Origin of the sequence: Actinoplanes sp. CA-252034, from assembly GCF_050956125.1 — a bacterium.
In the GTDB taxonomy this organism is placed as follows: domain Bacteria; phylum Actinomycetota; class Actinomycetes; order Mycobacteriales; family Micromonosporaceae; genus Actinoplanes.
The window spans coordinates 3,190,162-3,211,633 of the sequence record NZ_CP191846.1 but is presented as its reverse complement, the minus strand read 5'-3'; the positions used below and the strand labels follow the sequence as shown (position 1 = coordinate 3,211,633).

General features: G+C 70.8%; 18 protein-coding genes. 11 read left to right on the top strand and 7 right to left on the bottom strand.

The window, feature by feature from the left end:
* The first annotated feature begins 37 nt into the window (after positions 1–37).
* A complete protein-coding gene (locus tag ACQPZW_RS14420; protein WP_433795372.1) occupies positions 38–2,005 on the top strand; it encodes an ATP-binding protein in 1,968 nt (655 codons plus the stop codon).
* Positions 2,006–2,014: 9 nt separating this feature from the next.
* Here ACQPZW_RS14420 and ACQPZW_RS14415 read toward each other — a convergent pair whose 3' ends face one another.
* Positions 2,015–3,712, bottom strand: coding sequence for a CocE/NonD family hydrolase (locus tag ACQPZW_RS14415; RefSeq protein WP_433795371.1), 1,698 nt, complete (start codon positions 3,710–3,712; stop codon positions 2,015–2,017).
* 33 nt (positions 3,713–3,745) lie between these two features.
* Positions 3,746–4,402 (bottom strand): response regulator, encoded by a 657-nt coding sequence (locus tag ACQPZW_RS14410; RefSeq protein WP_433795370.1) that lies wholly within the window; start codon positions 4,400–4,402, stop codon positions 3,746–3,748.
* Between the two features lie 161 nt (positions 4,403–4,563).
* On the opposite strand from ACQPZW_RS14410, the gene ACQPZW_RS14405 reads away from it, so the two are divergent.
* The 6 genes from ACQPZW_RS14405 to ACQPZW_RS14380 all read left to right on the top strand — a co-directional run bounded on the left by ACQPZW_RS14405 (position 4,564) and on the right by ACQPZW_RS14380 (position 9,901).
* A complete protein-coding gene (locus ACQPZW_RS14405; RefSeq protein ID WP_433797535.1) occupies positions 4,564–6,135 on the top strand; it encodes a GAF domain-containing protein in 1,572 nt (523 codons plus the stop codon).
* Positions 6,136–6,184: 49 nt separating this feature from the next.
* Positions 6,185–7,141: an Acg family FMN-binding oxidoreductase gene (locus tag ACQPZW_RS14400; RefSeq protein WP_433795369.1), complete on the top strand. Its 957-nt coding sequence runs from the start codon at positions 6,185–6,187 to the stop codon at positions 7,139–7,141.
* Between the two features lie 64 nt (positions 7,142–7,205).
* Positions 7,206–7,910 (top strand): energy-coupling factor ABC transporter permease, encoded by a 705-nt coding sequence (locus ACQPZW_RS14395; RefSeq protein ID WP_433795368.1) that lies wholly within the window; start codon positions 7,206–7,208, stop codon positions 7,908–7,910.
* Complete coding sequence (locus ACQPZW_RS14390) at positions 7,907–8,251, top strand: PDGLE domain-containing protein (RefSeq protein ID WP_433795367.1); 345 nt, start codon at positions 7,907–7,909, stop codon at positions 8,249–8,251. Before ACQPZW_RS14395 ends, ACQPZW_RS14390 begins: the two co-directional genes overlap by 4 nt.
* Positions 8,252–8,253: 2 nt before the next feature.
* Positions 8,254–9,018, top strand: a complete 765-nt coding sequence (gene cbiQ / locus ACQPZW_RS14385; protein ID WP_433795366.1) for a cobalt ECF transporter T component CbiQ — start codon at positions 8,254–8,256, stop codon at positions 9,016–9,018.
* Positions 9,019–9,151: 133 nt separating this feature from the next.
* Positions 9,152–9,901: an energy-coupling factor ABC transporter ATP-binding protein gene (locus tag ACQPZW_RS14380; RefSeq protein WP_433795365.1), complete on the top strand. Its 750-nt coding sequence runs from the start codon at positions 9,152–9,154 to the stop codon at positions 9,899–9,901.
* Positions 9,902–9,969: 68 nt separating this feature from the next.
* Here ACQPZW_RS14380 and ACQPZW_RS14375 read toward each other — a convergent pair whose 3' ends face one another.
* Both ACQPZW_RS14375 and ACQPZW_RS14370 read right to left on the bottom strand, forming a co-directional pair.
* Positions 9,970–10,422, bottom strand: a complete 453-nt coding sequence (locus ACQPZW_RS14375) for a peptidoglycan-binding domain-containing protein (RefSeq protein ID WP_433795364.1) — start codon at positions 10,420–10,422, stop codon at positions 9,970–9,972.
* A gap of 234 nt (positions 10,423–10,656) precedes the next feature.
* Positions 10,657–13,089, bottom strand: a complete 2,433-nt coding sequence (locus tag ACQPZW_RS14370) for a phosphoketolase family protein (protein ID WP_433795363.1) — start codon at positions 13,087–13,089, stop codon at positions 10,657–10,659.
* Positions 13,090–13,303: 214 nt separating this feature from the next.
* Here ACQPZW_RS14370 and nhaA point away from each other — a divergent pair, with 214 nt between their 5' ends.
* The 4 genes from nhaA (at position 13,304) to ACQPZW_RS14350 (ending at position 16,854) form a co-directional block, all read left to right on the top strand.
* On the top strand, positions 13,304–14,539 hold the full coding sequence (nhaA, locus tag ACQPZW_RS14365) for a Na+/H+ antiporter NhaA (protein ID WP_433795362.1): 1,236 nt from the start codon (positions 13,304–13,306) through the stop codon (positions 14,537–14,539).
* Positions 14,536–14,871 (top strand): hypothetical protein, encoded by a 336-nt coding sequence (locus ACQPZW_RS14360; RefSeq protein ID WP_433795361.1) that lies wholly within the window; start codon positions 14,536–14,538, stop codon positions 14,869–14,871. Before nhaA ends, ACQPZW_RS14360 begins: the two co-directional genes overlap by 4 nt.
* Before the next feature lie 154 nt (positions 14,872–15,025).
* On the top strand, positions 15,026–16,315 hold the full coding sequence (locus ACQPZW_RS14355) for a DUF418 domain-containing protein (protein WP_433795360.1): 1,290 nt from the start codon (positions 15,026–15,028) through the stop codon (positions 16,313–16,315).
* A 134-nt stretch (positions 16,316–16,449) separates the two neighbouring features.
* A complete protein-coding gene (locus tag ACQPZW_RS14350) occupies positions 16,450–16,854 on the top strand; it encodes a DUF732 domain-containing protein (protein WP_433795359.1) in 405 nt (134 codons plus the stop codon).
* A gap of 566 nt (positions 16,855–17,420) precedes the next feature.
* Here the strand turns inward: ACQPZW_RS14350 and yicI are convergent.
* From yicI to ACQPZW_RS14335, 3 genes are read right to left on the bottom strand one after another with little or no spacing between them, the layout of a single operon-like run.
* Positions 17,421–19,682: an alpha-xylosidase gene (gene yicI / locus ACQPZW_RS14345; RefSeq protein ID WP_433795358.1), complete on the bottom strand. Its 2,262-nt coding sequence runs from the start codon at positions 19,680–19,682 to the stop codon at positions 17,421–17,423.
* A gap of 10 nt (positions 19,683–19,692) precedes the next feature.
* Positions 19,693–20,535, bottom strand: a complete 843-nt coding sequence (locus ACQPZW_RS14340) for a carbohydrate ABC transporter permease (RefSeq protein ID WP_433795357.1) — start codon at positions 20,533–20,535, stop codon at positions 19,693–19,695.
* A complete protein-coding gene (locus ACQPZW_RS14335; RefSeq protein WP_433795356.1) occupies positions 20,532–21,431 on the bottom strand; it encodes a carbohydrate ABC transporter permease in 900 nt (299 codons plus the stop codon). The genes ACQPZW_RS14340 and ACQPZW_RS14335 overlap by 4 nt, the downstream gene beginning before the upstream one ends.
* Between the last annotated feature and the right edge of the window lie 41 nt (positions 21,432–21,472).

The window sequence follows — 21,472 nt, the reverse complement described above, 5'->3', positions numbered from 1 at the left end:
AAACCTCTGCCGTATTTATCATGATTTAGTTGGTGCTATGGCATCGGTGCTGGTCGTCGAGGACAACCCGGAACATCAAGCGGTGATCGCCGAGGTGGTCCGCCGTCTCGGGCACTCCGCCACGCTGGCCGGTGACGGCCGCGAGGGTCTGGCCGCCGCCATCGCCGCGCGGCCCGACCTGGTCGTCGCCGATGTCGACATGCCACACCTGGACGGCATCCGGATGTGCCGGGCGCTACGCGAGCACCCGGCCACCGCCACCGTCCCGGTCGTGCTGATCACCGCCTACCTGCCGCCCGGCGACACCACGCTGGCCTCGGCCGAGGCGGACGCCGTGGTGCCCAAGCCGTTCAGCGTCCGGGAGCTCTCCGAGACGCTGCGGGCCTGCCTGGAGTCGCCGCCGCCGCGGCACGACCCGGCCTTCACCGAGGCCCTGCTGCGCAGCCTCGACGCCGGCGTGGTGGCCTGCGACCTGGACGGCCGGCTCGTGGTGATCAACCAGGCGGTCCGGGACTTCTTCGGCGACGAGAGCCTCGGCGTGCCGGCACGGGACTGGGCGGAGCGTTTCGGACTGCGCCGCCACGACGGCAGCCCGCTGCCACCCGACGAGGTCGCCCTCTACCGGGCACTGGGCGGTGAGGAGATCCGGCACGACGGGGTGCTGGCCCACGACCGGCAGAACCGGCGCCGCTGGTTCGCGATCAACGCCCGGCCGGTCCGGGACGCGAGCGGCAACATCCTCGGCGCGGTCGCGGCGGTCCACGACGTCACCGCCGAGCACCACCAGCACCAGTACGAACGATGCAAGACCGAGGTGCTCAAGGCGCTGGTGCACGCCCCGGACGCGGACCGGGCCGGGCCCGAGGTGCTGCGCGCGATCTCCACCGAGCTGGGGTGGCCGTACCTGCGGCTGTGGCTGGTGGACCCGGTGTCCGACCGGCTGCGCCCGGCCGCCACCCACCTCGCCGAGGGCGCCCCGCCGATCCAGCTGCCCGCGGTGCTCGACCGCGGAGAGGGGCTGGCCGGGGCCTGCTGGGCCGAGGGTGAGCCGATCTGGGTGCCGGACCTGCGGGCCCCGGACCTGCCGGCGGCGGTGGAGGCCGAGCACTACCGGGCCGCGGTGGCGGTGCCGGTACGCAGCGCGGACAACGTGATCGGCGTGCTCAGCGCCTTCACCGTCGAGCACCAGGAGCCCGACCCGGCCCTGACCGTGCTGCTCAGCGGCATCGCCGGGCACATCGGCGGCTACCTGGAGCGGCGCCGGTCCGAGGAGCTGGCGCACCAGTTGGCGGCCAGCATCGGGGAGTACATCGCGCTGGTCGGCCACGAGCTGCGCACCCCGCTCACGTCGATCGGCACCTACACCGACCTGATCGCCGAGGAGGACGACACCACCACCGTCGGCGAGGTCCGCGAGTTCCTCGGGGTGATCGAGCGCAACAACGCCCGGCTGCGGTCGCTGGTCGAGCGGCTGCTCGACCTCTCCGCCCTCGAGGCGGGCCACGCCCAGCTCACCATCGGCGACGTGGACCTGGCGGCGGTGGTCACCGAGGCACTGCCGGACGCGTCGATCCGCACCGACCTGCCGGCCCGGCTGGTGATCCCCGGTGACCGGGCCCGGCTGCGGCAGGTCGCCGAGAACCTGATCGGCAACGCGGTCAAGTACAGCCCGGACGGCGCCACCGTGCACGTCACCCTGACCGCCGACGACGACGCCGCGGTGCTGATCGTCAGCGACGCCGGGATCGGCATCCCGTCCGGCGAGCGTGACCGGCTGTTCGCCCGCCTCTACCGGGCCACCAACGCGCGGCACAGCGGCATCCCCGGCGCCGGGCTGGGACTCGCGCTGAGCCGGGCCATCGTCGAGCTGCACCGCGGCACCATCACGCTCAGCGGCAACGACGGCGGCGGCACGGTCGCCACGGTCCGGCTCCCCCGCCGGTCCGGGACCTCCGGCACCGCCCGCCCGGGACGACGGGACGAGTCCCTGGGCGGAGGCCACTAGCAGGCGCGCCTACGGACCGGGCGCCCAGACCGGCAGCTCGAGGCGGGAGGGGCGGGCCGGGTCGTGGGAGATCCGCTGCTCGGCGCGGTGCGTGGTGGTCGCCGAGGCGGCCGGTTCGCCCGATCCGGGGTTGCGGGCGTACCGCGGGTGCGCGCCGGAGCTGATCTGCACGCTGATCCGGTGGCCGGCGGCAAAGGTGTGGAACGCCGGCCACAGCTCGATCTCGACCTCACGGAAGCCGTCGGCCGAGGGCCCGGTGTCGTCCCACGCCCCGGTGCCGGCCGTCCCGTCGAGGCGGCGGATCGCGTCGCACACGCTCATCGAGCGCCCGTCGGGGTGCACGTCGCAGATCCGGACGAAGACGTCGGCGCTCGGCCGCGACGACCGGAACCGGATCCGCGCCACCGGGGTCCCGGCGATCGTCACCGGCGCGTCGAGCACGTCACCGCGGAAGACGACCACGTCGGCGCGGCGCTCGTGGGCGGCGTTGTCGACCGGTCCCTGCTTCGGCTCCAGGCTCGGCCCGCCCACCGCGGGGGTCGGGTCGGCCGGGTCGTAGACGTAGGCCGTCACTCCCCCGTCCGGCGGCTCGGGGCGCAGGCGGCCGCCCTCGTGCAGGTGCCATCGCTGTCCGGTGACTCCGGGCGGCGGCCAGGACGGCAGGTCGTGCCACCGGCCGGCGCCGGTCAGGTAGGCCCGGACGGGGGCGGGACGGGCGCTCGGCGTACCGGCGAAATGCTCCTTGAGGAACGCGGTGGCCTCGCCGACCGCGGTGGCCGCCAGCTCCCGGTCCGAGTGGCCCCACGGGCCGACGGTCAGGCGCGGTGGCCGGCCGGCGGCGGTGAGATCGGCGTGGTTGCGCAGCTGCCAGGGCAGGAAGATGTCGTACCAGCCGGTGACCATGTAGACCGGCGCGGTGACGTCGGTGACCGAGGCGGCGTGCGACTGGCCGGTCCAGTAGTCGTCGGTGAGCCGCTCATGGGTGATCCAGTCCTGGTACCAGTGGATGCGGCGGCCGGCCGCGGCGACGTCGCCGCCGGCCAGCGGCAGTGTGCCGAAGCCACGCAGCAGCCTGCGGTCCGGCCGGAGCATGCCGAGGAGCAGCGGGATCATCTCGCGATGGATCATCCGGCTCATCATCTGGCTCCAGCCGAGCGCGTTGCGCAGCGCGAAGGCGCCGTTGTCCCAGGTGATGGCGCCGAAGTCGGGCATCGTCACGAGCAGGCAGAGGGCGTCCGGGGCGAGGTCCGGATCCTCGCGCTGCAGCTTCCCGGCGACCGCCCACTGGGTGTAGCCCATGTAGCTGGGCCCGAACGTGACGACCCGCCCGGTGCACCACGGCTGGGCACGGACCCACCGGTGGGTGGCGATGCCGTCGCGCTGCTCGTCGACCTGCGGGGTGAAGACGCCGCCCGAGCCCCAGGTGCCCCGGCAGCTCTGGAAGAGCACCGGGAAGCCCTCCCGGGCGAGGGCCCTGGCCTCACCGGCGACCGGGCCGCTACGGCCGTACGGCCCACGGATGACGATCGTCGGCAGCCGCGGATCGGGATCGCCGGCGGGCAGGATCAGATCGGCGAGCAGCTCCACACCGTCGTCCATGGGCACTCGCAGGCTCTTGCGGATCGTCACGTCGTGGGGCCCCGGGACAAGGCCTGGCAGGGTGCGGGTCTGCAACCATCGGGAGAACCGCCGGATCACGATCGTCATGGCCGCACAGTCTCATGATAAACAGGTTTCCTGTCAATGATTTCCCTGGTGTGAGGGGTGGTCGCCGAGGAGTCTGGTGGCCAGGACGGCGGCCTGCGTACGCCGTTCGAGCCCGAGCTTCGCCAGGAGGCTGGAGACGTAGTTCTTCACCGTCTTCTCGGCGAGGAACATCCGCCCCGCGATCTCACGGTTGGTGAGGCCCTCGGCGACGAACTCCAGGATGCGCCGCTCCTGGTCGGTGAGCGACGCCAGCTCGCGCGGCTGCTCGACACCGTTGCGGATGCGCTCCAGGACACGCTGGGTGACGGCCGGGTCGAGCAGCGACTGACCGGAGGCGACCCGGCGGACCGCGTCGACGAGATCGGTGCCGCGGATCTGCTTGAGAACGTAACCCGAGGCGCCGGCCATGATCGCGGCGAAGAGCGCCTCGTCGTCCTCATAGGAGGTGAGGATCAGTCCCTTGATCGACGAGTCGACGGCCCGGACGTCACGGCAGACGTCGATGCCGTTGCCGTCCGGCAGCCGGGCGTCGAGGACCGCGACGTCGGGACGCAGGGCGGGGATGCGCCGGGCCGCCTCCTGGGCGGACCCGGACTCGCCGACCACCTCGATGTCGCCGCCCGCCTGGAGCAGGTCGACGAGGCCGCGGCGGACGACCTCGTGGTCGTCGAGGAGAAAGACTCGGATCATGTGTCCTTCCTACCGCCCGGAGACCCGGCCACCTAGGGCCTAAGGTCCCGGGCGGGTCGATCGGGGCCACCCGATAGCCTGTTCGCGTGGCCGAAGGAACAACGCCCTCACTCGGGTTGAGCCCGCTCTCCCGGGTGCGCCTCGACGAGCTCCTGCAGGAGATGCAGAACCGGGTCGGCGACATCGTGACCAGCCGGGAACGACTGCGTGCCCTGCTCGACGCGGTCGTCGGCATCGGCACCGACCTCGACCTCAACAGCACGCTGCAGCGGATCGTGGAGGCGGCGTGTGCGCTCGCCGACGCCCGCTACGGGGCGCTGGGCGTGCTCGCGCCCGACCGGAACAGCCTGTCGGACTTCGTCACGCACGGCATCGACCCGGCGGCGCACGCGAGGATCGGGGACCTGCCGCACGGCCGGGGTGTGCTGGGCCTGCTGATCACCGAGCCGAGGCCGGTGCGCCTGCCGGACATCACGAGGCATCCGAACTCGTTCGGGTTCCCGCCGCATCACCCGCCGATGCACAGCTTCCTGGGGGTTCCGGTCCGGACCAGGGACCAGATATTCGGCAACCTCTACCTGGCCGAGAAACGCTCCGCCGAGCAGTTCACCGACGACGACGAGGAGCTGGTGGTGGCGCTGGCCGCCGCGGCCGGTGTGGCGATCGACAACGCCCGGCTGTACGAGCTGGCCCAGCGCCGGCAGCGGTGGCTGTCCGCGGCCGCCGAGATCACCAGCGTGCTGCTCGGCACCGTCCGGCGCACCGAGGCGCTGCGGCTGATCGCCCGCCGGGCCCGCGAGGTGGCCGACGCCGAGCTGGTCCTGGTGCTGCTCTTCGAGCCGGACGGCGACCGCTACCGGATCGAGGTGGTCGAGGGCGGCGACTCCGGGCTGACCGGCCAGGCGCTGCCGGCGTTCGACGACTCCTACCGGCTGGTGGAGAACCTGCGCGACGCCGCGGAGTGGCCCGGCCCGATCCCGGACGGACCGGCTCTGGTCGCGCCACTGAAGAGCAGTCCGCAGGGTGTGCTGATCGTGAGCGGGCCGGCCAGCCCCGACGACGCGGCCCTGCTGTCGACGTTCGCCGGGCAGGCGGCGCTGGCGCTGGAGCGCGCCCGCGCCCAGGAGGAGCGGGAGCTGCTGGCCGTCCTCGAGGACCGGGAGCGGATCGCCCGGGACCTGCACGACGTGGTGATCCAGCGGCTGTTCGCGACCGGCATGCAGCTGCAGGGCGCGATGGCCCCGGGCGTGCGCCCCGAGGTGGTGCAGCGGATAAACACGGCCGTCGACGACCTGGACGCCACGATCAAGGACATCCGCCGGTCGATCTTCGAGCTGCGGGCGCCGGTGGGCGCGACCCTGCGTACCGAGCTGCGCGACACCTGCGACGCCGCGCTGGAGACCCTCGGGTTCCGGCCCACGCTGGAGACGTCCGGGCCGGTGGAGAGCGCCGTACCGGACGACATCGTGCCGGAGCTGATCGCCGTGCTGCGCGAGGCCCTGTCCAACGTCGCCCGGCACGCGCGGGCCCGGAGTGTGCGGGTCTCGGTCCGGGTCGCCGACCGGCAGGCGATCCTGCAGGTCGAGGACGACGGTGTCGGCATCGATCCCGGCCTGGCCCGGGGCGGCCTGGTCAACATGGGTGAGAGGGCCGGTGACCTGGGCGGCGAGTTCGAGATCGGGCCGCGGACGGACGGGCCCGGCACGCTGCTGCGATGGCGGGTGCCGCTGTAGAGGACCTTCGGCCCTTATCGTCGGGCGAGGCAGGCGGCACCGTGAAGCCATGACCCGCTACGACTCGTCCGACCTGCGGCGCGCCGCTGCGGCCGGGCTCCAGGCCCCCTCCATGTACAACAGCCAGCCGTGGGCGTTCCGCCTGCGCGACGGCGCCATCGAGGTGCTCGCGGATCCGGGACGGCAGATCACCATCGCCGACCACGGCGGCTGGGCGCTGCGGCTGGCGCTGGGCGCGGCCACCTTCAACGCCCGGCTGGCGCTCGCCTGGGGTGGCACCCCGGCCGAGGTCAAGCTGCTGCCGGACATCGACGATCCGGACGTGGTCGCCCGTCTGACCCCGGCGCCGCACCGGCCGCCCACCTACACCGAGCGCGACCTGTACGCCGCGGTCGAGCGCCGTTACAGCAACCGGCAACCGTTCTGGCCGGACCCGGTGCCGGCCGACGTGCGGGTGCGGCTGATCGAGGCGGCCCGCGTCGAGGGCGCCTGGCTGGACCTGCTGGTCGGGATGACGGCGTTGACCGGGTTCTCGGAGATCGCGCACAGCGCCGACCGGGTGCTGCGGCGTGACCAGCGCTACCAGGCCGAGATGATCACCTGGACGGACACCGGGGCGTCCCGGGACGGCATCCCGGTGGAGGCGGCCGCGTCGGTGGCCGAGGCGCAGGACCTGGTCCCGCAGCGCAACTTCGGCGGGCGCCGGCGGGCGCCGGGCCGCGACTACGAGCCGGAGCCGCTCGTCGGCATCCTCGGCACGGCCGGTGACCGCAGGCTCGACCAGCTGGTGGCCGGCCAGGCGCTGCAGCACGTGCTGTTGACCGCCACCGACGCCGGGCTGTCCAGCTCGCTGATCTCCCAGCCGATCGAGGTCTCGACCGCCCGCGACCAGCTGCGGCGGTCACTGGGACGGTCCGGGTTCCCGCAGATCGCCTTCCGGATCGGGTACGGCCGGCCGGGTCACCCGTCGCCACGGAGGGATGTGACCGACGTCCTGGTCGGGTGAAGATCGTCACTGGCCCAGTTGCCAACTATATGCAACAACCAGGGTCGCTGAATATGCTGGCGCCATGGACGACGTACAGGCGATGCACATCGCCAACGGGATCATCAACGGTCCCGTCTCGCTGATCTTCATAGTGATCGCGGTGGCCGGCCTCGCCGTGTGCGTCAGCCGCGCCAAGGTCGACCTCGACGACCGGCTCGCCCCGATGGCCGGCCTGGTCGCGGCGTTCATCTTCGCCGTGCAGATGCTCAACTTCCAGGTGCTGCCGGGCGTCTCCGGCCACCTGCTCGGCGGCACCCTGGCGGTCATCCTGGTCGGCCCGTGGGTCGGCGCCCTCTGCGTCGCGACCGTCCTGCTGGTGCAGGCACTGGTCTTCGCCGACGGCGGGCTCACCGCGATCGGGCTCAACATCACCAACATGGCACTGATCGGCACTGCAGCGGCGTACCTCCTGGTCGCTCTGCTCCTGCGGATCCTGCCCCGGACCATCGCCTCGCTCGGCGCGACCGCCCTGATCGCCTCGATCATCGGTGTCGTGGTCGCGTCGCTCGGCTTCGTCGTCGAGTACGCACTGGGCGGCACCACCCAGCTGTCCCTCGGCGGGATCGCCGCCACGATGGCCGGCGTGCACACCCTGATCGGCATCGGCGAGGGCCTGATCGCCGCCACCACCGTCGTCACCGTCGCCCGCGTACGCCCCGACCTGGTCTACGCCCTGCGCGCCTTCCGCAAGCAGCCGACCGTCGCCAAGACGGGAGTCACCGCATGAGGAAGTTCCTGATCGCCGGCCTGTTCGTCGCGCTGCTGCTGGCCGGTGTCGCGTCCAGCTTCGCCTCCGGCAGCCCGGACGGCCTCGACTACGCCGCCCGCGAGGGCTGCACCTTCAACGCCGACGACGAGATCACCGGCGGCACCTGCATGGCCCAGCAGGAGGGCGACCACCAGCTCGCCGACAGTCCCCTGGCCGACTACGGCATCAAGGGCGTCGACAACGAGTTCCTCTCCACCGCGCTCGCCGGCGTCACCGGGGTCCTGCTCACCTTCGCCATCGGCGGCGGCCTGTTCTGGCTGCTCCGACGCAGGCCGACCGCCGACGACAAGGTCTCCTGAGCGTGGGAGCCGGGCACGCCCACCCGCTTCACCTCGACCGGGACAGCCGGGTGCACCGGCTCTCCCCCGAGGTGAAGATCGTGTCGACGCTGCTCTTCACGATCGTCGTCGTGGTCACGCCGCGGGAGGAGCTCGCCGCCTTCGCCGGTTACACCGTGCTGATCGCACTGGTCGCCGCCCTGGCCCGGGTGCCGGCCGGCTGGCTGCTCAAACGGTCCACGATCGAGCTGCCGTTCGTGCTGCTGGCCGTGGTGCTGCCGTTCGCCGGCCACGGCGAGCGGGTCGACTGGCTCGGCCTGTCGCTGTCGATCGACGGTCTCTACGGCGCGTGGAACATCTTCGCCAAGGGCACCCTCGGCGTCCTGGCGTCGCTGCTGCTCGCCGCCACCACCACGATGCGTGACCTGATCCTCGGCTTGGACAGGCTGCGCTGCCCCACCGTGATCACCCAGATCATGACGTTCATGCTGCGCTACGTCGACGTGCTGATCGACGACGCCCGCCGGATGCGGATCGCCCGGCTGTCCCGCGGCTACGACCCGCGGTTCCTCTGGCAGGCGAAGGCGTTCGCGGTCGGTGTCGGCGCGCTGTTCCTGCGCTCCTACGAGCGCGGCGAGCGCGTCTACCTGGCCATGCTGTCCCGCGGCTACTCCGGCCGGATGCCACACCCGGAGAACGACCCGGCTCCCGCACGCGAGTGGGCGCTGTCCTCGGCCCTGCCGGTGGCAGCCGCCGGAATCGCGGTCGCCGCCGCCGTCCTGGCATGACCGGCCCGGCCGGAAACCGCACGGGCCTCGACCCGGCCGGGGAAGGCCGCCGTCCAGGCATGACCCCCGGTCCGGCCGGGAACCGTACGGGCCTCGACCCGGCTGGAAAAGGCCGCCGTCCTAGCATGATCGGATGACCGCGGCGCTCAGCATCACCGGCCTCACCTTCGCCTACCCCGACGGGCGGCAGGCGCTGCACGGCGTCGATCTCACCCTCGCCGAGGGCGAGCGGGTCGCGCTGCTCGGCCCCAACGGCGCCGGCAAGACCACCCTGGTGCTGCATCTCAACGGCATCCTGCACGGCGGCGAGGGCCGGGTGGAGATCTCCGGGCTGCCGGTCACCCCCGGCGATCGCCGGGCGATCACCGAGATCCGCCGCCGGGTCGGCGTCGTCTTCCAGGACCCCGACGACCAGCTGTTCATGCCGACGGTGGCCGAGGACGTCGCCTTCGGTCCGGCCAATCTGGGGGTACGCGGCACCGAGCTCGACGATCGAGTGACCGAGGCCCTCTCCGCCGTGGGGATGCTGGAGCACCGCGACCAGATCCCGCAGCACCTGTCGTTCGGTCAGCGGCGCCGGGTGGCCGTGGCCACGGTGCTGGCCATGCGCCCCTCGCTGCTGGTGCTCGACGAGCCGTCGTCCAACCTCGATCCGGCGAGCCGACGTGAGCTGGCCGAGATCATCCGCTCGTTGCCGGTGACCGTGCTGATGGTGACGCACGACCTGCCGTACGCCCTGGAGCTCTGCCCCCGCTCGGTGATCCTGGACGCCGGCCGCATCGTCGCCGACGCCCCGACGGCCGGCCTGTTGGCCGACCGCTCTCTGATGGCCGCCCACCGCCTGGAGCTGCCGTTCGGCTTCGACCCGGCCGCGGCCCGGTGAGCTAGGCGGACAGCGCAGCGTCGTGACGTGCGGCGCGGACAGGGCCGCACGTCACCACGCTGCGGGGCTCAGGCCGCCTTGGAGAGCGGGGCCGCCTCGCGCAGGCCGCTGACCAGCGCCTGCCATGTCTGCGGACCGACGATGCCGTCCACCTCGACGGCGCCGCCACCGGAGCGGATGGTGCGCTGGAGGTCGCGGATGGCCGCTTCGGTCTTGGGCCCGTAGATCCCGTCGGCGCCGTCGAGGGCGAACTCCTCCTGCAGGCCGCGCACCGCACTGCCGCGCATCCCGGGCCGGACCGATACGAGCAGCGCCCGCCACGTCTCAGCGTCCACCACCCCGTGGTCGGGAAGGTTCTTTGCCCGCTGGACGGCGCGGACCGCGTCGCCGGTCTCGGAGCCGAAGACGCCGTCAACGGTGACCGTGTGACCATGGGCGAGCAGCAGGTATTGCAGCGTCTGCACCGGGTGGTCAGTGGATCCCTGCCGGGTCGTCGGCCAGGGGTTCAGGGTGGCGGTCATACGGGGGTCCCCTTCCTCATCGTCGAGCGACGGGTAGTTGCTCCCCTCACTTTCGCTTCCCGCGCCGATGAATAAAAGGGTGAGACAGGTCTCGGGCGCACTTTCGCAAGAATTGATGACTACTTGCTGTCTGATTCGCGAACTCCAATAGGCAAACCGCGCGCGAATCTGTGAATTCGCGCGCGGTATCGCTCACCTACGTGCAGTGGGCAGTGGGATTTCCCACCGGACGGCTCAGCTCTCGGCCCAGTCCTCCAGCGACCAGTCCCGCACCTCCGGCATGTCCTCCAGGTGCTCGACCACGTACTTCTCGTGCCTCTCCAGCTGCGCCTCGCACCAGGCCTTGACCTCGGTCGCGCCGGCCGGCAGCCGCCGGGCGTTGTTGATCGCGTCGATCACCAGGTGGTAGCGCGAAGCCTTGTTGCGCACGGTCATGTCGAACGGGGTGGTCGTGGTGCCCTGCTCGATGAATCCGCGCACCCGGAACCGGTCGGCGTCCGGCCGGCCGTGGACGAGCTGGTGGATGGCGCCCGGGTAGCCGTGGAAGCTGAACACCACGTCGACGTGGTCGGTGAACAGCTCACGGAACATGGTCTCGCCCATGCCGTGCGGGTGGTCCTTCGGCCGCGGCAGGGTCATCAGATCGACCACGTTGACCACGCGGACCTTGAGCTGCGGCAGCTTCTTCATCAGGATCTGCGCGGCCGCCACGGTCTCCATGGTCACCACGTCGCCGGCGCACGCCAGCACGATGTCCGGGTCACGGTCGCCGTCGTCGGTGCCCGCCCACTCCCAGATGCCGGCACCGTTGCGGCAGTGCTCGATCGCCTGGTCCATGTCGAGCCACTGGAGTTGTGGCTGCTTGTCGATGACGATCAGGTTGACGTACGACCGGGAGCGGAAGCAGTGGTCGGCCACCGAGAGCAGCGTGTTGGCGTCCGGCGGCAGGTAGACGCGGGCCACGTTCCCGCGCTGGTTGAGCACCACCTGGATCAGGCCGGGGCCCTGGTGCGAGAAGCCGTTGTGGTCGTTGCGCCACGCGGTCGAGGTGAGCAGGATGTTGAGGCTCGGCACCTTGGCCCGCCACGGCAGGTGCGACGCCTCCTGCAGCCACTTGCCGTGCTGGACCGTCTGCGACGCGCTGACCATGGCGAACGCCTCGTAGGTGGCGAACATGCCGTGCCGCCCGGTGAGGTTGTAGCCCTCCAGCCAGCCGTGGCAGTTGTGCTCGGACAGCACCTCCATCACCCGGCCGGAGTTGCTCAGCTTCACGTCGTCGCCGGTGACGCCCTCCATGAACGCCCGGTCGGAGACCTCGAAGACGGCGCCGAGACGGTTGCTGTTCGTCTCGTCGGGGCAGAAGAGCCGGAAGCTGTCCGGGTTGCGCGAGTAGATGTCGCGCATCATCTCGCCCAGCTTGCGGGTCGACTCGGCGCGCCCCTCGGCCGGGCGCTTCACGTCGACCGCGTAGTCCCGGAAGTCGGGAAGGTCCAGGTCGGAGGTGAGCAGGCCGCCGTTGGCGTGTGGGGTGGCGCTCATCCGCAGGTCTCCGGGCGGGGCCAGGTCGCGGATGATCTGCACGGGCGCGCCGGACGCGTCGAAGAGCTCCTCCGGCCTGTACGACCGCAGCCACTTCTCCAGCTCGGCCAGGTGCTCGTCGTTGCCCTTGACGCCGGACAGCGGAACCTGGTGTGAACGCCAGGTGCCGGTCACGGTGATGCCGTCGATCTTGTCCGGCCCGGTCCAGCCCTTCGGCGTGCGCATCACGATCAGTGGCCAGCGCGGGCGGCTGCCGTCCCACGTACCGCCGCGGGCCTCGCTCTGAATGGTCTTGATCTTGCCCCAGGCCTCGGCGAGCACCGCGGCGAACCGGTGGTGCATGCCCGGCAGGTCCTCGCCCTCGATCTCGATGACGTCGTAGCCGTGGCCCTCGAGGAGTTTGCGCACCTCCGCCGGGTCCTTGCGGGCCAGCACCGTCGGGCCGGCGATCTTCGCGCCGTTGAGATGCAGGATCGGCAGGACCGCGCCGTCGTGCTTCGGGTTGATGAAGGAGATGCCCTTCCAGGAGCCCTCCAGGGGGCCGGTCTCGGCCTCGCCGTCACCGACCACGGCGATGGCCAGCAGATCCGGGTTGTCCATGACCGCACCGAACGCGTGCACCAGCACGTAGCCGAGCTCGCCGCCCTCGTGGATGCTGCCGGGCGTGGTCACGCTGACGTGGCTGGGGATGCCGCCGGGGCTGGAGAACTGCCGGAACAGCCGCAGCAGGCCGCCCTCGTCCAGGCCGACCTTCGGATACACCTCGGAGTAGGTGCCCTCCAGGTAGCCGGCGGCGACCAGCGCCGGGCCGCCGTGACCGGGCCCGGCCAGGTAGATGGCCTGCTGCCCGGTCTGCTTGATGAGGCGCGACACGTGGGCGTAGACGAACGACAGCCCCGGGCTCGTACCCCAGTGACCGAGCAGGCGCGGCTTGATGTGCTCCGAGGTCAGCGTCTCGCGCAGCAGCGGGTTGCCCTGGAGATAGATCTGCCCGATGGTGAGGTAGTTGTTGGCCCGCCACCAGGCGTCGAGGCTCGCGACCTCGGCATCGTCCGGAGCGGCAAGCTTCCGCACGAGCTCCTGGTCGCGGATGGCGGCCCGGTTGTCCGAAACGGCGGTCACGGTCATTCCTCTCGGATGGTCTTCTCGAGTTCCTGACTGGTCACGATCAACGTATCGGCGGTGGGGAACACCGGCACGGGTCTTTCGGCCCCTCCGTTCGGGACGTTACCCCCGCCGATGTACGGCACACGCGGACCGCGAAATGAAGGCCACGTAAACTGGCCGCTGGTGTGCCGGGAAGCCTGGTCGGCGTTTGCCGAACCCTGCCCGGAGGTCGACCATGACACTGTTCTCCCGCGGATCCTGGCCCGAGGCCCGCCGGATCGCCGATGTGCTGCGCGCCGAGACCGTCGGCGGCCTGCTCCTGCTGGGCGCCACGATCGTCGCACTGGGCTGGGCGAACTCCCCATGGGGAGACCTCTACCAGGAGGTGTCGGACCTCCGGGTCGGCCCGGCCGGATGGCACCTGAACCTGTCCCTGGCGACGTGGGCCGCCGACGGCCTCCTGGCGATCTTCTTCTTCGTCGCCGGTCTGGAGCTCAAGCGCGAGTTCGTCGCCGGGGACCTCCGCGATCCACGTCGCGCCGCACTGCCGGTCGCGGCCGCGGTCGGCGGCATGATCGCCCCCGCCCTGATCTACCTCGCCGCCGGTGGCGATCCGCGGGGATGGGCGATCCCGACCGCCACCGACATCGCGTTCGCGCTCGCCGTGCTGGCGGTGATCAGCACCCATCTGCCGGCCGCCATGCGCACGTTCCTGCTCACCCTGGCCGTGGTCGACGACCTGCTCGCCATCCTGGTGATCGCGATCTTCTACACGTCGGCCCTTCACGCGCTCCCCCTCCTCGGTGCCGCCCTGGGTGTCGCCGCGTTCGGCCTGCTGGTGCAGCGCGGACGGACACGCTGGTGGCTGCTGGTGCCGTTGGCCGCGGTCACGTGGTCCCTGACGCACGCCTCCGGCATCCACGCCACCGTCGCCGGGGTGGCCCTCGCCTTCACCGTGCCCGTTCACGGCCCCGGCGGCATCACCCCGGCCGAACGATTCGAGCACCTGTGGCGCCCGGTGTCCGCCGGTTTCGCGGTACCGGTCTTCGCGTTCTTCGCCTCCGGGGTCGCCGTCGGGGGCAGCACCGGCGCGGTCACCGTGGCCGTCGTCCTCGCCCTGGTCGTCGGCAAACCGCTCGGCATCACCACCGCCACCTGGCTGGTCCAGCGGTTCACCCGGGCCCGCCTCGCCGACGGCCTGAACTGGTGGGACGTCCTCGGGCTCGGCCTGCTCGGCGGCATCGGCTTCACCGTGTCACTGCTGATCGGCGAACTCGCCTTCGGCGCCGGCAACGCCCTCGACGACCAGGCCAAACTCGGCGTGCTCAGCGGCTCCCTGATCGCCGCGCTGCTCGCGGCGGTGGTGCTGCGCATCCGCAATCGCCACTACCGTCGGCTGTACGACGCCGAACAGGAGGATCGCGACGCCGACGGCATTCCCGACGTCTACCAACGGGAGGACGATCAGTGAACGACCCGCACATCCACGTCGAGAGCGGCGGGCTGCGCTACCGGGCCGCCCAGCGGAACCTTCTGGCCTCCACATTCGGCCTGATCAGCGAGCTGCCAGCCGAGGTGACCACCGCCTGCGGCGTGCGGGTGCCGTTCGTCATGACCTCCGCCGAACCGAACGCCGTCACCTGCCTGCCCTGCCGCAAGCACGCCGCCGAACAGCACCGCCGCTTCGCCGACCAGGTCGCCGAGCTGGGCCCGGCGCCGTCGTCGCCGCTCAGCGACCTGGACGCCACCCGAGCGGCCGCCGCCCATCGCGACCTGGCCCGCCGGTTCGACGCCCCACCATGACGAACCGACACACCGGTCACTGAGCGACGCGCCCGCCGCGCGCCTCCCCCGCCCGCCGCGCGCCTCCCGGCCGAACGCGGGAACGATACCGAAGTCACGATTCATAGACTTAAGGCAACTGCAGATCAGACCCCTGCGCTCGTACGGTCGACGCATGCTCGTGAGTGCGCAAGAGGCCTCGTCAGGCCCCGTGACGCCGGGGGCCCGGGCCCTGGGCCCGGACCTGGCCCGCGGCTTCATGCTGCTGTTCATCGCGCTCGCCAACACGCACTACTTCCTGCGGTCCCCCATCGTCATCGGCGGCTACCCGCAGGACGGCTCCGCCCCGGACCGCACCGTGATCTGGCTGCTGACCACGTTCGCCGACGGCCGGGCGTTCCCCCTGTTCGGCCTGCTCTTCGGCTACGGCACAGCCCGCATGGTCAGCCGCCACCAGACCCACCACGCCCAGCAGCCGACCCGCTGGGCGACCCGCCGCCTGCTCTGGCGCCGCGCCGCCGCACTGGTCGTCATCGGCCTGACCGACGCCGTGCTCTTCTATGTCGGCGACATCCTCGCCGCCTACGGAGTCCTGCTGCTGTTCGGCGCTCTGATGGTCTTCTGGCGAGACCGATGGCTGCTGGTGACGGCCGGCGCCTTCCTGATGCTGAACGCCCTACCGAGCGCCGACCCGTCCACGATCAGCCCATCCGGTCCCGACACCGCGATGCTCCCACCCACGCTGACCGCCCTGTTCCCGGAGCGGTTCCCGACAGCACTGGTCATCGCGGCACTGGGCCCACTCGGCTTCCTGTGCCCCTTCGCCCTGGGCCTGTGGGCAGGCCGCCGCCGCATCCTGGAGCACCCGGCCCGGCACCGCCGCCTCCTGCGCCGGACAGCCGCAACAGGAGTGCTCACAGCAGTCCTGGGCGCTCAACCGATAGCCCTGCTCCTGTCCGGCGTGACCACTCCCCCACCTCAGCCCGCCCTGGAGTGGCTGGCCGCCCTGCACAGCACCACGGGCGTTCTGGGCGGCTTCGGCTACGCCGCCCTGTTCGCCCTACTGTCGCTAGCCCGCGACGGCAGGCCGGCCGTCCCGGCACCACCGACGGCCGGCCCGCAGACCGCGGGTCAGGAGGCGTGCCCTCAGCCCGCCGAGGACAGGCCGGGGGCGGTCACCCGGGCAATCGCAGCGGCCGGCCGGCGCTCGATGACCTGCTACCTGATGCAGTCGGTGACGTGGGCAGTGGTGTTCACACCGTTCCTGCTGAACCTGTCCGGCACGCTGACCATCACCGGCACGGCAACACTCGCCATCGCCACCTGGGCGGTCACCGTCCTGATAGCCGACCGGATGCGAGCCGCCGACCACCGGGGCCCGTTCGAGGCCCTGACCCGTCGCATCACCTACGGCCGCCCCCGACCCACGGCACCACAGCCCGCGACCCGACCTCCGCACCCGTGATGCGCGGGTCGCCCGTTCGCTCCCTGGCCGAACCGGCGGCCCGACAGTAGCGCGGTCGCGGTCCGGTCCAAAGGTCGTGCCCGGAGGCCGTAACGTGCTCTCGAGAGCACACTCCACAGGGGACGGGAGCGCCGATGCGAGCGAGTCGAATCTGGGCGGTCGGTGTGGTGGCCGCGATCAGTACGCTGGTCGGTTGTGCAGGCCGTGAGCCAGCGACTGCGACAGCGACAGCATCGACGGCGGTATCGACGGCGGTATCGACGGCGGCATCATCGCGAGGGTCGGCGTTTCTGGAGCCGGGTCTACGATTCTCCGAGGATGGGCTGAAAGCGTTCCGCGAGGAACTGGCAAAACTGGACAGCCGGCTCGCGACGGACGGTGACGCTCTCGCCCACGGCATGAGCATCTGTCACGACATCCTGCGGTCGAAGACGGAAGCCGAGGTGCTCCGGAACGCTGCCGCACGCTTCAAGGTCGATGAGACCGTCGCCCAGCAGATCGTGGCAGCGGCGAGGACCAGCCTTTGCGCCGGCTCGTGAGCTTGGAAACCGAAATCCGGGGCATGCCCCAGGACTGGGGATCCGGCCGGCGAGCGAGCTGTTCTGGGTTGATGGTCGGCCCCGACGGCACCGGATCGACGTCCGGATCCGATCACCGCCCTTGATCGGGCGCCCGAGCCGGTCCGGGTTCGATTGCCGCCTGTAGAAGGGCGGCCAGTTTACCCAGCGCCGGGTGCGGATTCGATTGCCACCTGTAGAGGGGCGGCGAAGGCAACCGGCACCGGCACAGCGACCGCCTCGACCGGACGCGCTGCAGAGCTGGGTCTTTGAAGCATCGTCCGGGACCGCGCGGCTTGACTCGGCAGCGGGCGCACCCGGAACCCGACCAGGCCGAATCACCGCGGATACCGCGCGCCACGCCCTGCCGGCTGGTCGCGCCGATCAGGTGAAAGCGGCCGTCGAGCTCAGCGTGCCGCCGGACTCAGCCTGCCGCCGCGCTCAGCCTGCCGCCGCGCTCAGCCTGCCGCCCCGCTCAGCCTGCCGCCGGGCTGAGGGAGCTGGAGACGCCCGGCGCCGCCGGTGGGCGGGCCGGGCGTCCGGTTCTGCTAACCCAGGGTGAGGGTGCAGCTGTCCTCGTCGGCGGGGAGGGAGGTGACCTGGTCGCCGACCTGGACCTGCCAGGGCAGCGCGTCGCCCATCCGGCCCACCACGACGTTCGCGCCGGAGCGGGAGACCGTGAAGACCGTGTCGGCGCCGGTGGGGCCGGGGACGACGACCGCGGTTCGGCCTTCGGCCGGCTCGAACAGGTGCAGGGTCACACCGTCGCGGTAGTCGTAGTCGGGGCGGTCGTGGCGGGATCCGACCGGGAGGACGGTTCCCGGGCGGACCAGCAGCGGGGCCGTGGCGAAGCCGTGGGTCTCGGTCACCCAGCGGGGGCCCTCGACCGTCGAAGCGGTTCCGTCAGCCGGCAGGTAGCGGGTCCATCTACCCGAGGGGACGTAGTAGGAGACCTCGCCGCCGGCGGTGAAGACCGGGGCGACCAGCAGGTCGGGGCCGAGCATGTACTGCCGGTCCAGGTAGGTGACGGCCGGGTCGTGCGGGAACGCGACGGGCATCGGGCGCATCACGGGGAGGCCGGTCAGGTGTGCTTCGCGGGCGGCGCCGAAGATGTACGGCATGAGGCGGTACTTCAGGTGGGTGAACGACCGCAGCACGTCCACGGCTTCCTCGTCGAACAGCCACGGCACCCGGTAGGAGGAGCTGCCGTGCAGCCGGCTGTGTGACGACAGCAGCCCGAAGGCCACCCAGCGCTTGAACACCGCCGGGTCGGGCATGCCCTCGAAACCGCCGATGTCGTGGCTCCAGAAGCCGAACCCGGACGACATCAGCGACAGGCCGCCGCGCAGGCTCTCCGCCATCGACTCGAACGTGCTGGAGTTGTCGCCGCCCCAGTGGACCGGGAACTGCTGGCCGCCGACGGTCGCCGAGCGGGCGAACAGGACGGCCTCGCCCTCGCCCTTGGTCTCGCGCAGCACCTCGAAGACGACCTCGTTGTAGAGCTGCGTGTAGTAGTTGTGCATGCGTTCCGGGTCGGAGCCGTCGTGCCACACCACGTCGGTGGGGACGCGTTCGCCGAAGTCCGACTTGAACGCGTCGACACCCATCTCGACGAGCGCCCGCAGTTTCCCCGCATACCATTCGCGAGCGGCGGGGTTCGTGAAGTCGACGAGCGCCATACCGGCCTGCCACAGGTCCCACTGGAAGACGTCGCCATTGGGACGCTTCAGAAGAAACCCGGAAGCGGCGCCCTCAGCGAACAGCGGAGACCGCTGGGCGATGTACGGATTGATCCACAGACAGGTGCGCAGCCCTCGGTCGGCGAGCCGCTTGAGCATGCCCGGCGGGTCGGGGAAGACGCGCGGGTCCCACTCGAAGTCGCACCAGTTGAACTCGCGCATCCAGAAGCAGTCGAAGTGGAACACCGACAGCGGCAGATCGCGGTCGGCCATCCCGCCGACGAACTTGTTGACCGTCTCCTCGTCGTAGTCGGTGGTGAACGACGTGGTCAGCCACAGGCCGAACGACCAGGCCGGCGGGAGCGCGGGCCGCCCGGTGAGCGCGGTGTACTTGCGGATGATGTCGGCCGGGGTGGGGCCGTAGACGACCAGGTAGGACAGTTGCTGGCCGGCGACGCTGAACTGGGTGCGGGTGACCATCTCGGAGGCGACCTCGAAGGACACCTTGCCGGGGTGGTCGACGAGCACCCCGTACCCGCCGTTGGTGATGTAGAACGGGACGTTCTTGTACGCCTGCTCGGAGCTGGTGCCGCCGTCCTCCTGCCAGACGTCGACGGTCTGGCCGTTCTTGATCAGCGGCCCGAACCGCTCGCCCAGGCCGTAGACGACGTGCCCGACACCGAGGTCGAGCTGCTCGTGGATGTAGTCGCCGTCGGGGCCGGTGACGACGCCCATGCCCTTCCAGCCACTGCCGGTGAGTCGCCGGCCGTCGGCGTCGAGGAAGTCGAGCGCCCAGTCGTCGCCGTCGGAGAACCGTGCGGTCAGCGCGCCCGAGGTGATCGAGCGGGTGTCGACGTGCACCTCGCCGGGTTCGCCAGAGATCGCGAAGTTCGGGTGTTTGGAGCGCTCTCCCTGGAAGTGCGAGACGGTGACCCGGATGACGTCGGGGGCGGGGGCCGTGCACTCGACGGTGATCAGGGCGGAGTTGAGGGTGTCCCCGCGGTGCGTGATCGGGCGGGTGGCGGCCCAGGCGGTCAGCGAGTCGGGGCCGGTCGCCGTGTCCTGCAGGTGGGCGGGGTGCAGCACGGTGACGCCTGCGCGCTTTCGCCAATAGCCGTCGGTGAACTTCATCCAAAGTCCTTTACTTGATGGCGCCGGCGGCGATGCCGCGCGTGAGGGTCCGCTGGAAGATCAGGAAGAAGAGGATCGCGGGGAGGATGCCGATCAGGGCGGAGGCGCTGGTCGTGGTGGCGTCCATCATCCGGTCGCCCTGCAGGACGCCGAGGGCGACGGGAACGGTCTGGTTGTCGTTGGAGACTAGGAAGACCAGGGGCAGGAAGAACTCGTTCCACGTCCAGATGAAGAAGAACGTGAACAGCACCGCGAGGGTGGGGCCGCTGACCGGCACGACGACCCGCCACAGGGTCCGCCACTTTCCGGCGCCGTCGACGGAGGCGGCGTCCAGCAGCTCCCGGGGGAACTCGGTGTAGACCGAGGTCAGAAGGTACGTGCCGAACGCGCTCTGGATGACCGTGAAGATGATGATGATCGCGAGCAGGCTGTCGTAGAGCCCCGCCTCCTTGGAGATGTAGTAGAGCGGGTAGACCAGCACCTCCTGCGGGAGCAGGTTGGCGACCAGGAAGAACACCAGGAACCAGACGCGGCCCTTGACCCGGCCGATGCCGAGGGCGTACGCGTTGAGGATCGACAGCACGACGCCGAGGACGGCCACGACCAGGCTGGTGATGAAGCTGTTCCAGAGTTTCTGGCCGAAGCTCACCCGGTTCCAGAAGTCGACGATGCCGTCCCAGTAGAGGCTGGTGGGGATCGACAGCGGCCCGTTGGCGGCGTAGTCGGGTGGGCTCTTGACCGCGTTGACGGCGATCACCAGCAGCGGCCCGACCAGGAGCAGGAGCAGCACGAGCAGCGCGGCCAGGACGAGCCAGCGGACGGGATTGCGGTGCTTGACAGCGAGATCGGTCACCGGAGCTCCTCCGAGCGGTGCTGGAGACGGAGGAACAGGAAGGCGAGGATCACGATCAGCACGGTGAGCACGGTGGAGATCGCCGAGCCGTACCCGACCTGGGCCTTCTCGAAGAAGTTCTTGTAGGCGAAGTAGGACGGCACCAGGGTGGAGTTGCTCGGGCCGCCCTTGGTGAGCACGAAGACCTGGCCGAAGATCTTCAGCGCGGCGATCGTGGTGGTGATCAGCACGACGTAGAGCTCCGGCTTGATCATGTGCACGGTGATCTTGCGGAACCGCTGCCACCAGGACGCCCCGTCGAGGTCCGCCGCCTCGTACAGCGACGGGTCGATCCTGGACAGTCCGGACATGAACATGACGACCGGATAGCCGATCTGGAACCAGATCATCACCAGCATCACGCTGTACAGCGCGTAGTCGGGATCGCCGAGCCAGTTCTTCGCCAGCCCGCCCAGCCCGACCGTTTCGAGGATCCGGTTGAGCGCGCCGTAACTCGGGTGCAGGATCCAGCTCCAGATGATGCCGGTGACCGCGACCGGGATGACCTGCGGCAGGTAGTAGCCGGAGCGGAACAGGCCGGCCCAGCGGTCGCCGAACTTCTTGCCCACGTAGTCGAACAGCACCGCGGCCAGCACGAGGCCGAGCAGCGTGGGGATGATCGCCATCGCGAACACGAGCAGCCCGATGTTGCCGAACGACTGCCAGAACAGGGTGTCGCCGAACAGCCGGGTGTAGTTCTCGAGACCGACCCAGCGCGGGTCGCCGACGCCGGTCCACTTGGTGAAGCTGACGTACACGGTCATCACCAGCGGCACCACGATCACCGCGAGCGAGGCGAGCACACCGGGAATCAGATACAGCGCGTAACCGCGTTCGCGCGACGAACGTCCGGCCATGCCGGGGGCCCCTTCCCTTCGCGGTGTGGGCGGTCATCACC